The sequence below is a fragment of the Methylobacterium sp. J-068 genome, from assembly GCF_022829445.1.
In the GTDB taxonomy this organism is placed as follows: Bacteria; Pseudomonadota; Alphaproteobacteria; order Rhizobiales; family Beijerinckiaceae; genus Methylobacterium.
In genome coordinates, this window is sequence record NZ_JAKSXY010000059.1 from 133,902 (window position 1) to 147,733 (window position 13,832).

13 protein-coding genes are annotated in these 13,832 nt (G+C 72.8%); 5 read left to right on the top strand and 8 right to left on the bottom strand.

Annotated features, from left to right (window positions below; all coding sequences use genetic code 11):
- Positions 1 to 30: 30 nt before the first annotated feature.
- Positions 31 to 1,071, bottom strand: a complete 1,041-nt coding sequence (cobT, locus tag MKK54_RS06840; protein ID WP_244010034.1) for a nicotinate-nucleotide--dimethylbenzimidazole phosphoribosyltransferase — start codon at positions 1,069 to 1,071, stop codon at positions 31 to 33.
- Positions 1,072 to 1,172: 101 nt separating this feature from the next.
- Here cobT and cobS point away from each other — a divergent pair, with 101 nt between their 5' ends.
- The 3 genes from cobS to MKK54_RS06855 all read left to right on the top strand — a co-directional run bounded on the left by cobS (position 1,173) and on the right by MKK54_RS06855 (position 3,019).
- Positions 1,173 to 2,024, top strand: coding sequence for an adenosylcobinamide-GDP ribazoletransferase (gene cobS, locus MKK54_RS06845; protein ID WP_244010035.1), 852 nt, complete (start codon positions 1,173 to 1,175; stop codon positions 2,022 to 2,024).
- 63 nt (positions 2,025 to 2,087) lie between these two features.
- Positions 2,088 to 2,333, top strand: coding sequence for a DUF1289 domain-containing protein (locus MKK54_RS06850; RefSeq protein ID WP_244010036.1), 246 nt, complete (start codon positions 2,088 to 2,090; stop codon positions 2,331 to 2,333).
- Complete coding sequence (locus MKK54_RS06855; protein WP_244010037.1) at positions 2,330 to 3,019, top strand: TIGR02281 family clan AA aspartic protease; 690 nt, start codon at positions 2,330 to 2,332, stop codon at positions 3,017 to 3,019. Before MKK54_RS06850 ends, MKK54_RS06855 begins: the two co-directional genes overlap by 4 nt.
- Positions 3,020 to 3,075: 56 nt before the next feature.
- On the opposite strand, the gene MKK54_RS06860 is transcribed toward MKK54_RS06855, so the two are convergent.
- The 3 genes from MKK54_RS06860 to MKK54_RS06870 form a co-directional block, all read right to left on the bottom strand.
- A complete protein-coding gene (locus MKK54_RS06860; protein ID WP_244010038.1) occupies positions 3,076 to 6,306 on the bottom strand; it encodes an autotransporter domain-containing protein in 3,231 nt (1,076 codons plus the stop codon).
- A 181-nt stretch (positions 6,307 to 6,487) separates the two neighbouring features.
- A complete protein-coding gene (dusA, locus tag MKK54_RS06865) occupies positions 6,488 to 7,492 on the bottom strand; it encodes a tRNA dihydrouridine(20/20a) synthase DusA (protein WP_279597210.1) in 1,005 nt (334 codons plus the stop codon).
- A gap of 136 nt (positions 7,493 to 7,628) precedes the next feature.
- Positions 7,629 to 8,270: an urease accessory protein UreE gene (locus tag MKK54_RS06870; RefSeq protein WP_244010039.1), complete on the bottom strand. Its 642-nt coding sequence runs from the start codon at positions 8,268 to 8,270 to the stop codon at positions 7,629 to 7,631.
- A 207-nt stretch (positions 8,271 to 8,477) separates the two neighbouring features.
- Here MKK54_RS06870 and MKK54_RS06875 point away from each other — a divergent pair, with 207 nt between their 5' ends.
- Positions 8,478 to 8,747, top strand: a complete 270-nt coding sequence (locus MKK54_RS06875) for a hypothetical protein (protein WP_244010040.1) — start codon at positions 8,478 to 8,480, stop codon at positions 8,745 to 8,747.
- A gap of 73 nt (positions 8,748 to 8,820) precedes the next feature.
- Here MKK54_RS06875 and MKK54_RS06880 read toward each other — a convergent pair whose 3' ends face one another.
- Positions 8,821 to 10,050: an NAD(P)/FAD-dependent oxidoreductase gene (locus MKK54_RS06880; protein WP_244010041.1), complete on the bottom strand. Its 1,230-nt coding sequence runs from the start codon at positions 10,048 to 10,050 to the stop codon at positions 8,821 to 8,823.
- Positions 10,051 to 10,238: 188 nt separating this feature from the next.
- On the opposite strand from MKK54_RS06880, the gene MKK54_RS06885 reads away from it, so the two are divergent.
- On the top strand, positions 10,239 to 11,282 hold the full coding sequence (locus tag MKK54_RS06885; protein WP_244010042.1) for a TerC family protein: 1,044 nt from the start codon (positions 10,239 to 10,241) through the stop codon (positions 11,280 to 11,282).
- A gap of 23 nt (positions 11,283 to 11,305) precedes the next feature.
- On the opposite strand, the gene MKK54_RS06890 is transcribed toward MKK54_RS06885, so the two are convergent.
- The 3 genes from MKK54_RS06890 to MKK54_RS06900 form a co-directional block, all read right to left on the bottom strand.
- Complete coding sequence (locus MKK54_RS06890) at positions 11,306 to 12,061, bottom strand: N-acetylmuramoyl-L-alanine amidase (RefSeq protein WP_244010043.1); 756 nt, start codon at positions 12,059 to 12,061, stop codon at positions 11,306 to 11,308.
- On the bottom strand, positions 12,058 to 12,783 hold the full coding sequence (locus tag MKK54_RS06895) for a molecular chaperone DjiA (RefSeq protein WP_244010044.1): 726 nt from the start codon (positions 12,781 to 12,783) through the stop codon (positions 12,058 to 12,060). The genes MKK54_RS06890 and MKK54_RS06895 overlap by 4 nt, the downstream gene beginning before the upstream one ends.
- 158 nt (positions 12,784 to 12,941) lie before the next feature.
- Positions 12,942 to 13,805 carry a collagen-like protein gene (locus tag MKK54_RS06900; protein WP_244010045.1) on the bottom strand — a complete coding sequence of 288 codons (864 nt, stop codon included), beginning with the start codon at positions 13,803 to 13,805 and terminating at the stop codon, positions 12,942 to 12,944.
- Positions 13,806 to 13,832 lie beyond the last annotated feature (27 nt).

The following is a 13,832-nucleotide window of genomic DNA, read 5'->3' on the forward strand; positions in this document are numbered from 1 at the left end:
AGGGAGCAACCGGATTTGGCCTGAGGCGGCCTACTCCGAGCTTTTCCCCGAAACTCCCGCCTGCGCGAAGGTCGCCATGTCGCGGTGGCAGGCCAGGGCGCCCTTGAGGAGGCCCAGCGCCAGCGCGGCGCCCGAGGCCTCGCCGAGGCGCATGCCGAGCGCCAGTAGCGGCACGAGGCCGAGGCGCTCCAGCACGTCCGCGTGGGCCCCCTCCGCAGAGACGTGGCCGGCGAGGCAATGATCCAGCAGCGAAGGGTCGAGGGCGTGCAGGATCGCGGCGGCGGCGGTGGCGACGTAGCCGTCGAGCACCACCGGCACCCGCTGCAGCCGGGCGGCCAGGATCGCGCCCGCGATGGCGGCGATCTCGCGGCCGCCGAGGCGGGCCAGCACCTCCAGGGGATCATCGAGGTGCCCGGCATGGCGGGACAGGGCCGCCTCCACCGCCGCGACCTTGCGGGCGAGCCCGGCCTCGTCGACGCCCGTGCCGCGCCCGACCCAGTGCGCGGCCTCGCCCCCATAGAGCGCGGCGTAGATCGCCGCCGCCACGGTGGTGTTGCCGATGCCCATCTCGCCGAGCGCGAGGCAATCGGTGCCGGCGGCCACCGCCTCCATGCCGAACGCCATGGTGGCGACGCAGGCCTTCTCGTCGAAGGCGGGCCCGACCGTGATGTCGCCGGTGGGCATGTCGATGGCGAGGTCGAACACCTTGAAGCCGAGGCCGTAGGCGGCGCAGATCTGGTTGATCGCCCCGCCGCCGGCCGCGAAATTGTCGAGCATCTGGCGGTTCACCGCCGCCGGAAAGGCCGAGACGCCGCGCGCGGTGACGCCGTGGCTGCCGGCGAAGACGCAGACCAGCGGGCGGTCGAGGGAGGGTTGGCCCTTGCCCTGCCAGGCGGCGAGCCAGGAGACGAGGTGCTCCAGGCGCCCCAGCGAACCGGCGGGCTTGGTCAGGGTGGCGTCGCGCTCGGCCACCATCGCCACCGCGTCCCGGTCCGGACCCGGCAGGGAGGCGATCAGGCGGCGGATGTCGTCGAAGGGCGAGGCCGCGTCGGGCTGGATCGAGTCGGTCATGCGGTCATTCCGGTGGCCGGCCCCGTCGCCAGGATGGCGGGCCGCCCGTCGCCGGAGCTATAACGGGCCGGGCACGGGTGGTGAAGGCGGGCGGGTTCGCGATGCGGGAGACCCCTAAGCAACAGGAGACCCCCGAGCACGAGGAGGCCGATCCGGCCTTTCCGGGCGCGGCCCTCGCCTACGATCTCGCCGGGTGCCTGCGCTTCTACTCGCGGCTGCCGGTGCCGCGACTGCCCGGCGAGGGCGACCCGCACGCCGTGCCGGACTTTCGCACCCTGCCCCGGATGCTGCCGCTGGCCGGCCTGATCCTCGGCTTGCCGGGCGCGGTCACGCTGCTCGGCGCCTGGGGCCTCGGCCTCGGACCCTTCCTCGCCGCGACCCTGGCGCTGACCGCCGGAATCCTGATCACCGGCGCCCTGCACGAGGACGGGCTCGCCGACGTGGCGGACGGGTTCGGCGGCGGCGCGACGCCGGCCCGGCGCCTGGAGATCATGCGCGACAGCCGCATCGGCGCCTATGGCGGGGTCGCGCTCGTGCTGTCGCTCGCCCTGCGGATCGGCGCCCTGGCGACTCTCCTCGATCGCGTCGGGGGCCTGGCCGCCATCGCGCTGGTGCTCGCCGCCACCCTCTCGCGCAGCGCCGCCCTGGCCCCGTTGGCCCTGCTGGCGCCCGCCCGCGCCGACGGGGCCGGCGCCGCCGTCGGCCGACCGGGCCGGCGGACCCTGGTCACGGCCGGGGCGCTGGCGCTGATGCTGACGCTGCTCGGCCTCGCCTTCGGGCTTGCGCCACTCGGCGGTGCGCTGATGCTCGCCATGAGCGTGCTGGCCGCCTGGGGCGTCACCGCGCTGGCGCGCCGCGCCATCGGGGGCCAGACCGGGGACGTGGTGGGGGCCGCCCAGCAATGCGCGGAGATCGCCGCCCTGCTCGCCCTGGTGGCGGCGATCCCGGCCTGATCCGACTCCGCGACGCCGGCCGGGCTTGATCCCGACGCCGCCGCCCTGGCATGGATCGGGGCGATGAGCCAGCTTCGCCCCAAACCCTCCAGCCCAAGTCCCTCGAGCCCAAGTCCCTCGAGCCCTTGCACCAAGCTCTGCATCCTCGACGCCGTCACGAGCCTGTGCGAGGGCTGCGGTCGCACGCGCGACGAGATCGCCCTGTGGGGCTCGATGTCGGAGGCCCAGCGCCGGGCGGTGATGGGGGGTCTGGAGGGCCGGCTGCGCGCCGCCTACCCGAGGCGCGCGCCTGCGCCGGCCGAATCATGAGGCTCGCCGGGATCCTGATCCTGGGCGGCGCGCTCCTCGTCCTGCTGCTCTCGGGCGGCGAGCAGCGCATCGTCGGGATGGAGCCTGACCAGTTCGCGCAACTCGCCATGACCACCGGGCTGCTCACCCTCCTGGCGGCGGGATTCTGGCACCAGTTCCGGGACCGGATGGGCGCGAACCTCACCGCGCTGCTGATCTGGGGCGTCCTCGCGGCCGCGCTGGTGGCGGGCTACGCCTACCGCGACGAGGCCCGGAGCCTCGGCGACAGAATGCTCGGGGCGGTGCGGCCGGGCAGCGCCGTCATGGGCTCGGACGGCAGCGTGACGATCACCCGGCGCTCGGACGGTGACTTCCACGTGCGCGCGGAGGTGAACGGGCAATCGCAGGGCTTCCAGTTCGACACCGGTGCGAGTTCCGTCGTCCTCACGGCCGAGAACGCGGCCGGCCTCGGCATCCGCCCGGCCGAATCCGAGTTCAGCATCCGTGTCTCGACCGCCAACGGCACCACCCTGGCGGCCCCCGCCTTTCTCGACACCCTGCGGGTCGGCAGCATCGTCGAGCGGCGCGTGCCCGCCCTGGTGAGCCGCCCGGGCGCGTTGCGCGAAAACCTCCTCGGCATGAGCTTCCTCGACCGGCTGGCCTCCTTCGAGGTCCGCGGCGACCGCCTGATCCTGCGCGACCGCTAACCGCGAGACGCCGCCCCGGAGGGCGGCGTCCGGCAAGGCGCGATCCGGAGTTCGCGTCAGAACCGGTAGGTGAAGTTGCCCTTGACCGCATGGTCCTGGGCGCGCTCGCCGACCTGTCCGGTATAGGCCACGCCGAGGGTGGCGTCGCGCCCCACCCGCACGTCGAGCCCGGCCTCCGCCACCAGGGCGTCGCGGCTGATCGGCGTGCCGGCGGTGAGGAAGCTCGGACCCGTTCCGAAGCTCAGGAGGGCCTTCGGCACAACGTCGCCGTAGGCCCGGCGATAGCCCGCCAGCCCGTGCAGCGAGACCGGCGCGCCGAGGCCGAGATCGAGGCTGGTCTGGCCGCGCACGCCGACCGTCGAGGTCGCGACCTCGGTGGTCTGCGCCGCGCCCGTCAGCGCGGCGAGGCCCCCGGTCTCGCTGAAGCGGTCCCGCCCGATCGACACGTAGGCGCCGCCCACGAAGGGCTCGAGATAGGTCGGCTGGATCGAGAGGGCCGGCCCCTCGCCCCGGGTGGTCGGGCTCGCCTGGGGCGCGGCGAGGAAGAAGCGGTAGCCGACCTCGCCGAAGCCCTGCACGGTGGAGCCGCCGGTGCGGGCCGTGTCGCTGTCGGAGAATCCGGCGAAGCTCACCGCGCGCCGCAGGCGGCTCGACTGGTCGGCATAGACCGCGCCGAGGCGCAGGGCGAAGGGCCCGCGCTCGTAGCCGCCATAGACGCCGCCGAAGCCGCTCTCGATGGTGCCGGAGGACAGGCGCCCCGCGCTGTCGAGGGCCGTGGCGGTGTAGCCGCCCGCGACGCCGAGGCGGAAGCCCGTCTCCAGGCGGACATCCGCGCCGAGCACGAAGCCGGAGGTCTGGCGCGACAGGCCGGCGGCGTTGCCGTCGCTGCGCGCCTGCCCGAAGCTGCCGAAGCCCTGGCCCCAGAGCCCGAACACGCGCGGATCGAGCACCCGCACCGGCACGGGGGCGGCCCGGCCCGGCAGGTCGGCGGTGTAGGTCGCCGGCAGGGTGCCGTAATCCGTGACCTCGGCCGCGCCGGGGGTGGCGCCCCAGCGCAGACGGTCGAGGATGGCCTCGCGCACGAAGAACGCGGTCTCGAACTGGGCGCCGGCGGCGCTCGCGTGGATGTCCCCGGTCAACGCCCCGAAGGCGGCGCGCGCCTCGGGCGTGGTCAGCCCGACGGTGCGGCCGTAGAGGGCGCTGCCAGCCCCCGAACTCTGGCCCGCGCCCTGGATGGCGTCGGCGACGCTGCCCTGGTTGCGGGTCTGGGCGATGGTGGAGAAGGCGATGTCGTTGCGGGTCAGCGTCAGGTCGACCTCGCCCGTGCCGTAGCGCAGGGTCGGGGTGAGGAAGGCGAGGTTCGAGGTGACGCCGGCGAACTGCCCCGTGACGCCGCCGGCCGCGCTGAGGATGACGTACTGGGTGCGCGGATCGTAAGCGCCGGCCGACGCCAGCACCTGCACGGTGCCGCCCGACAGGGTGGCGGTGCCGGTGGCCGCGAGGCGGTCGGACTGGCCGGCGGCGTTGGCCTCGACCTGGAAGGTGGAGCCGGCCGCGAAGGCGGCATTGCCGGCCACGTTCAGGGTGCCGATGGAATTGCCCGGCGCGACGGTGCCGCCGGACTGCGCAATGATGCCGCCCACCGTGCCGGTGCCGCCGAGAAGGCCGCCCGCGCCCACCGTGACGGTGCCCGCGATGGTGCCGTTGGCGTAGAGGGCGCCGGTCTGGCCGATGGTGACATCGGTGTTAACCCGGTCGCTCGCCGCCATCGACAGCGTGCCGATGACGTTCTGGAAGTAGCCGGCGGCGCTGTAGAGGTCGATGCGCGACCAGTAGCTCAGCGGCGTGCCGTAGAAGGCGCTCAGCGCGTTGGTCTCGGTGTTGACGAGGATCTGGTTGATCGTGCTGGTCTGGAGCGAGCCGTAGAGGCCGCCCCTCGGCGCGATCTGCGCGGCCGCGTCGCTGCTTCCGCCGTAGAGGGAGGCGAGCAGGATCGACGCGTCGGGGCCTCCGGCGGGCGCGGCCTCGCGGGGCGCTTGGGCGAAGGTCAGGGTCGGCAGGCCGTAGGTCAGGCGATACTGGTAGAGCGCCTGGTTGGCGGCCGAGGGGACGTAGGGATCGTTGGCGGTGTTGGCCGCGCTCGTGGCGCAGGTGGCGACGGCCGCGCCGCAGCCGGCCGAGAGGTAGCCCTGCAATTCACCCTGCGCCTGGGTGTAGAGGGCGGGCAGGTTGATCGCCGTGCCGGTGGTCGTCGCGTTGTTGATGTAGGCCGGGTTGGTGAAGGCTTGCGCCAGGTCGTAGGCCGCGAAGGCGCGGCTCGCGATGATGTCGAGCGGGTAGTGGACGCCGAGCACGATGCGGCTGTCGGCATATTCCGAGCCGCGCAGGACCATGCTCTGGTAGAGAGACGGCGTCAGCATGGCGAGCAGGATCGAATCGGTGATCGCGTAGTTGGTGTGCCCGCTCGGGAACGAGGGGTTCGTGGTCAGGCCGTTGATCGAGGTCGGATCGAACGAGTTGATCTCGTTGGGCCGGGCCTGGACCGGGCGCGAACTGCCGTAGACGTCCTGGCCGGCTTGCGTGTTCGTCACCCCGGCGGCGATGTCGAGGACGCTGGTGGTGGTGTTGGGCAGGTTGCCGAAGCGCGGCAGCGTGAAGCCGGCCGGCGCCACGGCCGGGACCGGGACGTAGCCGGCCGGGGTCACGCTCGGGTTCGTGGCCGCGCCGTTGGCGAAGTAGTTCTTGGCCACGCCGAGGTCGGAACTCGTGAAGGTATAGGCCCGGTTGAGCAGGTCGAAGGTTCTGGCGAGCGGCCCGCTCGTCGCCGTGCTGGCGCGGATGCCGGTCTGGTAGACGGGGCCGAGCACGCTGCCGTAGCCGCCCACGGGCTGGACCGGGTTGATGGTGCCCGGCGTGCCGGGATTGCTCTGGATGGCCTGGAGAGGCAAGCCGCCCGCGAGGTTGTCGCCCGGCCCGAGATTGACCACAGACCCGTTGATCAGGGTGATCGAGCCGAGGAACGGCGTGCTGCCGGGCAGCGCCTTGTCGCTGATGGCCATGGCCCGCTGCTGGGCCGTCGACTGGTTGTTGGTGGCGATGGCCTGCGAGAGGTTGAGCTGCAGCGTCGACTGGCCGACCGCACTGGCGTTCAGGCCGAGGAACGGGCCGAGCAGGTTCAGCACGTTGGCATTGGCCGGCGTGATGTTCGCCGTCTGCGCCTGCGCCGAGGCCAGACCGCTCGCCGCGACGATGATCGCTACTGTCGAAACGCCGTATCGTAACCGCATGATCCGCCCCCCTGCCCTCGTCCCCGGGGCTGGCGGCAGGAATAGCGACGCGCACGATTTGCGCCCGTTCATAATCTCGTCACATTTTACGAGATTTCGATTCGTGTTTTCTTGGCAACAACAGGCGGTAGATCGGACCTTTACTTTGCCACCGAAGCAACGCCTCGTCGGGTGACGCGCGCTAGGCCGCGACCTCCGCATCGGAAACCTGCTCGAGACGGGACACCTGCGCGACGGCGGCCCGCAGGGTGGCGAGGTCGGCCTCGGCCTGGGTCCCGAAGGTGGAGAGGTGGCGGCGATAGGCGCGGGCACCCGGGCGGCCGTTGAAGAGCCCGAGCATGTGGCGGGTGACCGCGTGCAGGCGCGTGCCCTCCTCCAGGATGCGGGCGAGCACGGGCTCGAAGGCCGCCACCGCCGCGAACGGGTCGGCCACGGGCGCGGCCTCCCCGAACAGCATCGGGTCGACGTCGAGGAGGATCGCCGGGTCGCTGTAGGCCGCCCGGCCGATCATCACCCCGTCCACCGCGGCGAGATGCGCCCGCGCGTCCGCGATCGTGGCGATGCCGCCGTTGATGGCGATGGGCAGGGTCGGATTCGCCCGCTTCAACCGGGCCACGCGCCCGTAATCGAGGGGCGGCACGTCGCGGTTCTCCTTGGGCGACAGGCCTTGGAGCCAGGCCTTGCGGGCATGCACCACGAGGCCGTCGACGCCCGCCGCGACCACCGCCCCGGTGAGGGCGTCGAGGGCCTGCTCGGTGTCCTGGTCGTCGACGCCGATGCGGCACTTCACCGTGACGGGCACCGACACCGCCGCCTTCAGAGCGGCCACGCATTCGGCGACCACGGCCGGCTCGCGCATCAGGCAGGCGCCGAAGCGCCCGTCCTGCACCCGGTCGGAGGGGCAGCCGACATTGAGGTTGACCTCGTCGTAACCGAAGTCTTCCGCGATGCGCGCGGCCTCGGCGAGGTCCGCCGGGTTCGAGCCCCCGAGTTGCACCGCCACCGGATGCTCCGCCGCGTCGAAGCCGAGCAGCCGCTCGCGCGGGCCGTGGATGACGGCGCCGGTGGTGACCATCTCGGTATAGAGCCGGGCCCGCCGCGACAGGGTCCTGTGGAAGGCCCGGCAGTGGCGGTCGGTCCAATCCATCATGGGGGCGATGGAGAAGCGGAGGTCGCGGGCGATCATCGGACGGACATAGCGGTACGGCGGGCGGGCTTCAACGCGGGGCGGGACGGCTCATACGGACTTCGACGAGCCCGGCCCATGGATCGGACGCGTCGAGACCTGGCCTGTCGACACTTGGTCTGTCGGCAGCTGGCCTTCAGTGGTCGTGCTTGCAATCCGGACCGTGGACATGCCCGTCATCGTGCTGGTGCGCATGGGAATGACCATGGTCGTGGCCGTGATCATGACTGTGGCCGTGATCATGCTCCGCGTGGTGATGCCCCTTGTGATCGTGGCTCCCGTGATCATGCGCGTGGTCGTGATGATCATGGGTGTGATGGTCATGCGCGTGATGGTCGTGGCCGCACTGGCTGTGGTCGTGGGCGGCGCGCTCGGGCTTGAAGGCGCGGGTCACCGGGGTGGCGGCGCAGCCCTGGCCGCGCACGAGTTCGGCGGCGGCGCGGGGCACGTAGAGCACGTCGGCGGCGATCTCGGCGGGCACGTGGCTGCCGCCGAGCTGCCAGGCGAGCCGCAGGAGCCGGGCCGGGTTCTCGGCGCGGACTTCGAGGAGCGGCTCCCCGGCGGCGCGGATGGCGACGAGGCGGCCGTCCTCCAGCCGCAGGGCGTCGCCGTCCTCGAGGGTCGCGGCCTTGGCGAGCGCCAGGACGAGGCCCAGCCCCCCCTCCGCCGTCAGGCGCTCCGGTGGGGTCTGGCGGGCGGCGTGGTCGAGCACGACGGTGTCGACGACCGCGTCGGCGCGGACGGCGACCTTGCGGACGATGGTGGTGGCGCGCAGCATGAATTCCTCGCGTCGGAGCGGGCGGGGTCGAGCCTCCGCCGAAAGAGCCGTGGTGGGCGCATCCCTAGAGCTTTTTTCGCCCGAACGGAAAGGCGCGGCGGAACCTTAGCCATATGCTGTGCATTTCCGAGGGGAATGCTTAAGCTGGGGCGGTAGAACGACAACGGCCGAAGGCCGGGTCACGACGCACAAGGGAGTCTCGGAACCATGAAGAAGCTCATTGCCGCCACCCTCGCGGGTGCCCTCGCCCTCTCGCTCGGCGCCTGCAACACGCCGCAGGACCGCGCCCTCGGCGGCGCCGGCCTCGGCGCGCTCGCGGGTGCCGCCATCGGCGGTGCCGCCACCGGCCGCGCCGGCGGCGCGCTCGCGGGTGCCGCCATCGGTGGCGCCAGCGGCGCCATCGTGGGCGCCTCCACCGCCCCGCGCTGCCCCTACGGCACCTACCGCGACGCCTACGGCGACGTGTACTGCCGCTGAGACCGACCCTCCGCGCGCGCCCTCGGGGCGCGCCGGAACGCGAGGCTTCCTCTCCCCCGAGAGGGAGCCTTTTTCATGAGGCGGGCGCGCTCGAGGCCATCCAGTCCAGCATGCCCGCCGCCGCCGCGCGGCCGGAGGCGAAGGCGCCCTGCAGCAGGTAGCCGCCGGTCGGCGCTTCCCAGTCCAGCATCTCGCCGGCCACGAAGGTGCCGGGCCGCCGCCGCAGCATGAAGCGCCCGTCGAGTTCCGCGAACGCCACGCCCCCCGCCGTGGAGATCGCCCGCTCGATGGAACGCGGCGCCTCGGGGCGGAGCGGCACGGCCTTGATCAGCGCGGCCAGCGCCTCCGCCGCGACGGGAAGCGGATGGGCGGCCTCGCGCAGCAGGCCGATCCCCACGGGCGGCAGGGCCGCGTCCTTGCGCAGGCGATTGGCCAGGGACAGGCCCGGCTTCGGACGGCTCAGGGCCCGCGCGAGCGCGGCCTCGCTCAGGTCCGGCCGCAGGTCGAGGTGCAGCACCGCACCGCCCCGCTCCGTCGCCGCGCGGATGTGGCGCGAGAGGGCGTAGACGGCGCCCCCCTCGATCCCGTCGGCGCTGATCACCGCCTCGCCGCGCACGGCCGTGCCGTCGATCGCGAGCGCGATGCGCTTGAGGGGCGTGCCGGCGAACCGCTCCGCGAAGACCGGTGACCACGCCAGCGTGAAGCCCACATTGGCGGCTTCGAGCGGCGCCACCGCGACGCCCTCGCGCGCGAGAAGCGGCACCCAGGCCCCGTCCGAGCCGAGCCGGGGCCAGCTCGCGCCGCCGAGCGCCAGCAGCACCGGGCCGTGCGCGGTCTCGATCCGGCCCTCCGGCGCCTCGAACATCGCCCCCCCTCGCGCCGACCATCCGGTGAAGCGATGCCGGGTGCGGATGCGGACGCCGAGGCCGTCGAGGCGCCGGAGCCAGGCGCGCAGGAGCGGCGAGGCCTTGAAACTCTCGGGGAAGACCCGGCCGCTCGACCCGACGAAGGTCGGCTCGCCGAGCTCGTCGCACCAGCCTCGCAGGGCGTCCGGCGGGAAGGCCCCGATGGCGTCCGCGAGCACGCCGCCCCGCGGGTGATAGCGGGCCAGGAAGGCGGGCAGGGGCTCGGAATGGGTCAGGTTGAGGCCGCCGCGCCCGGCGATGAGGAACTTGCGCCCCACGCTCGGCATGCGCTCGTAGAGCGTCACGGCGTGGCCCGCCCGGGCCAGCACCTCCGCCGCCGCGAGGCCGGCGGGGCCGCCCCCGATCACGGCCGGGCCGTTCCGTTCGTTGTGAGTCATGCGTCCTGGGAAGCCGCCGCGCGGCATCCCTGTCAAGCGCGTCCGGCCCCTGCCCTTGATTCGCCGGAGTGTCGGTGCCAAGTGCCGCTCATCGGCTGCGGGCCCCTCTGGCGGGATGCTGCGTGATGCATTCCGTGATGTCGGAGCCGATGCTTTCTCTCCTCAAGAAGCATCGACGGTCCTGCGTCATGGTTGATCTTTTGTATTACGAGTGGCTCGGCAAGCCGGTCTGGATGTGGCTCGGGTTCCACGCCCTGGTCGCGGGGCTGCTGGCCTTCGATCTCGGGCTGCTGCACCGGGACAAGGAGCACGAGATCGGGGTGAAGGAGAGCCTTCTCCTCACCGCCTTCTACTTCACCCTCGGCATGATTTTCGGCGGCTGGGTCTGGTGGGTGCTCGGGCCCCAGGCGGGCCAGGAATACGTGGCCGGCCTCGTGGTCGAGAAGTCGCTGTCGATGGACAACGTCTTCGTCATCGCGGTCATCCTCACCGCGCTCAACATCCCGCGCGCCGCGCAGCACCGGGTGCTGGTCTGGGGCATCCTCGCCGCCGTGCTGCTGCGCGGGCTGATGATCGGCCTCGGCGCGGCCCTGGTGCATCAGGCCGCCTGGGTGCTCTCGATCTTCGCCGCCTTCCTCATCTTCGCCGGCCTGAAGATGCTGGTCTCGAAGGAGGAGGAGCCGGGCGACATCCGCGAGAACCGGGCCGTGCGCTTCCTGCAGCGGGCCCTGCGCATCACGCCCACCCTGCACGGGCAGCGCTTCGTCGTGCGCAAGCCCGACCCCAAGACGGGCAAGTCCGCGATCTGGCTGACCCCGCTCGCCCTGGCCCTGATCCTCGTCAACGGCGCCGACGTGATCTTCGCCGTCGACAGCGTGCCGGCGATCTTCGCCATCACCACCGACACCTTCGTGGTCTACACCTCGAACATCTTCGCGATCCTGGGCCTGCGCGCGCTCTACTTCGCGCTGGCCGCGATGGTGGACCGGTTCGCCTACCTCAAGACGGCGCTCGCCCTCATCCTGATCTTCATCGGCGGCAAGATCGTGGTGGCCGACACCTTCGGCCTCGTCCACGTGCCGCCGTGGGTCTCGCTCGCCGTCACCGTGATCTTCCTGGTCGCCGGTGTCAGCTACAGCCTGTGGCGCACGCGGGGCGCGGTGGCGGAGGAGGCGCCCGCGCAAGGACACACGCACACGCGAGGGCACGAGGCGGTCCAGCACCGGGCCTGATCGGGGGCGGACCTCCCGCGTCGTCACGGCCTCGGCAGGGCCGCGATCAGGTCCCGCAGGGTGGTGATCGTCGAGGCATCGGCGACGCCGTCGACGCGGGCGGGGCGGAAGTGGCGCTGGAACGCCGTCACCACCGCGCCCGTGCGGTCGTCGAAGCGGCCCGTCACCGGAACATCGTAGCCATACAGCGCGAACATCGCCTGGAGTGCCTCGATCGGCGGCCCGGCATCCCCGCGCGCGAAGAACCGCCCGTCCCGGATCGGGGCGGGGGGCACCCAGTGGCCGAGCCCCGCGCGCGCGAGCCTGTCCCAGGGGAAATGCTCACCGGGGTCCTCCTTGCGCTCGGGCGCGATGTCGGAATGAGCCAGCACCCGGTGCGGGGCGATGCGCCAGCGCTGCGCGAGATCGGCGCAGAGGGCGATCACGGCCTCGACCTGGGCCTGCGGGTAAGGGGGCAGCCCGCCCACGTGGCCCCCATTGACGATCTCGACCCCGAGCGAGCGCGAATTCACGTCCGTGATCCCGGCCCAGGAGGCTTGGCCCGCATGCCAGGCCCGGCGCCCCTCGGGCACCATCTGCACCACGCGCCCGTCCTCCAGCACCACGTAATGGGCCGAGACCTCCGCCACCGGGTTGGCGAGGCGCTGGAGCGCGGCGGCCGCGCTCTCCATGCCCGTGTAGTGCAGGATCAGCAGGTCGACCGGGCCGGCGCGGCGCTCGCCGTGGTTCGGCGAGGGGTGGACGCTGGTGGCGACGGGGCTCTCGGCGTCGGGCTTCATCGGATGCTCCGCTCGGCGCCGATCCGGTCATAGGCGGCGTTGATGGCGGCGAGCCGGCGCGTGGCGATGGCGACCGCTTCCGGCGGCAGGCCCCGGGCGATGGCCCGGTCCGGATGGTTCTCCATCACCAAGGCGCGGTGGGCCGCCTTGAGGGCGGCGTCGTCGACATCGTGGTCGAGGCCGAGCACGAGGTAGGGGTCGTCGGAGAGCCGGACGTGGCGGGCGGCGATGCGCCGGAAGGCGGCCTCGTCGTAGCCGAAGGTCTCGGCGACGGCGCGCAGGTAGCGCTCCTCCGCCTCGTGGATGGCCCCGTCCGCCTTGGCGATGTGGAACAGGCCGTCGAGCACGTCCTCCAGGAGGGCCGGCTCGTCGTGGAAGGTGTGGGCCAATTGCCGGGCATAGGCCTCGAAGCCGCTCGCGGTGCCCTTGGCGAGGTCGAACAGGCGCTGAACGCCGGGCCGGGCGCGCTCGTCCACCTGCACCACCTTGGCGAAGGCCTCGACCTCGGCCGGCGTCACCACGCCGTCGGACTTCGCCATCTTGGCCGCCAGCGCCACGAGGCCGGTGGTGAAGACCACATCGCGCGGGGTGGCGCCGAACAGCGCCCCCTCGCGGTCCACCAGGAAGTGGCCCGCGACCCCGCCGACGAGGCCGCCCAGGGGGCCGCCGATCGCCAGCCCGAGGCCGGCGCCCCCGAGCTTGCCCCAGATCCCCACGCTCATCGGGACGCCCCGCGGGCACTGGGATCGGTCGTGAGAACGTGGCGGTGCATGGGGGATTCTGGAGCGATTCGGTGTCGGGGCGAAACGAAGCGCGTCCTTACACCGGACGGCTCCGTTTCGGCCAACGCCGTTTCGAGGATCGGGATCAGCGGTGGGGATCAGCGCTTGGCGCAGAGCCCCACGAGGCCCTGGCTCTCGGGCGGGCAGGCGGCACTCAGGCTGCCGTCGGCGCCGGCCGTGACCACGGCGCTGCCGCCCTTGAGGCAGAGCGCCGAAGCCAGGATCTCGGTGCCCTCGCAGCTCAGGCTGCAGCCCGCGGCCGGGCAGGTCTCCTGGCGCACCACCCGGAACGGAGATGCGGATGCGGCGACCGCGAGGCCGGCCTCGCCCTTCGGACCCGGGGCGCCCGCCGGGCCGCGCTCGCCGGCCGCTCCCTTCGCGCCCGAATCACCCTTGGCACCCACCTCGCCCTTGGGCCCGGCCTCCCCCTTCGGACCCGTCTCGCCCTTGGCACCAGGCTCTCCCTTGTCACCAGGCTCTCCCTTGGCACCGGGCTCGCCTTTCGGCCCCTGGGGGCCGGGCGGACCGGCGACGCCCTGCGGACCGGCGGGCCCCGTCTCGCCTTTCCCGCCCGTCTCACCCTTCGGACCGGGCTGGCCGGCGGGACCGCAATTGGCGATCACCGCCTCGCGCTCGTCCTCGCCCGCCTTCAGGGTCGCGATGCAGTTGGTGGGCACGTAGGGCAGGCGGAACACGAAGCGGCCCCGGCTGTCGGCGATGATCGAGATGTCCTCGTCGAGCACCACGACGGTGCCGCCCTTGCGCACGCTGCCGGAGATGCGCAGGTCGCCGTTCTCGAAGCGGGCATCGTAGACCTGAATCGGCTGCGACACGGCCTGGGGCTTGCGGGCCTTGGCGGCCTCGCTCCTGGGCTGGCCCTGATTCGTCTGGGCGGTGGCGGGGAGCGCGCCCGCGACGGTGATCAGGCCCGACAGGACCGCGAGGGCACGAGCGAGACGCATGGAGTTCTCCCGGCTGATCCGCGTCTG

Coding starts and splice junctions, on each gene's coding strand:
- cobT (WP_244010034.1), bottom strand. CDS start 1,071: ATGACCGACTCGATCCAGCCCGACGCGGCCTCGCCCTTCGACGACATC.
- cobS (WP_244010035.1), top strand. CDS start 1,173: ATGCGGGAGACCCCTAAGCAACAGGAGACCCCCGAGCACGAGGAGGCC.
- MKK54_RS06850 (WP_244010036.1), top strand. CDS start 2,088: ATGAGCCAGCTTCGCCCCAAACCCTCCAGCCCAAGTCCCTCGAGCCCA.
- MKK54_RS06855 (WP_244010037.1), top strand. CDS start 2,330: ATGAGGCTCGCCGGGATCCTGATCCTGGGCGGCGCGCTCCTCGTCCTG.
- MKK54_RS06860 (WP_244010038.1), bottom strand. CDS start 6,306: ATGCGGTTACGATACGGCGTTTCGACAGTAGCGATCATCGTCGCGGCG.
- dusA (WP_279597210.1), bottom strand. CDS start 7,492: ATGATCGCCCGCGACCTCCGCTTCTCCATCGCCCCCATGATGGATTGG.
- MKK54_RS06870 (WP_244010039.1), bottom strand. CDS start 8,270: ATGCTGCGCGCCACCACCATCGTCCGCAAGGTCGCCGTCCGCGCCGAC.
- MKK54_RS06875 (WP_244010040.1), top strand. CDS start 8,478: ATGAAGAAGCTCATTGCCGCCACCCTCGCGGGTGCCCTCGCCCTCTCG.
- MKK54_RS06880 (WP_244010041.1), bottom strand. CDS start 10,050: ATGACTCACAACGAACGGAACGGCCCGGCCGTGATCGGGGGCGGCCCC.
- MKK54_RS06885 (WP_244010042.1), top strand. CDS start 10,239: ATGGTTGATCTTTTGTATTACGAGTGGCTCGGCAAGCCGGTCTGGATG.
- MKK54_RS06890 (WP_244010043.1), bottom strand. CDS start 12,061: ATGAAGCCCGACGCCGAGAGCCCCGTCGCCACCAGCGTCCACCCCTCG.
- MKK54_RS06895 (WP_244010044.1), bottom strand. CDS start 12,783: ATGAGCGTGGGGATCTGGGGCAAGCTCGGGGGCGCCGGCCTCGGGCTG.
- MKK54_RS06900 (WP_244010045.1), bottom strand. CDS start 13,805: ATGCGTCTCGCTCGTGCCCTCGCGGTCCTGTCGGGCCTGATCACCGTC.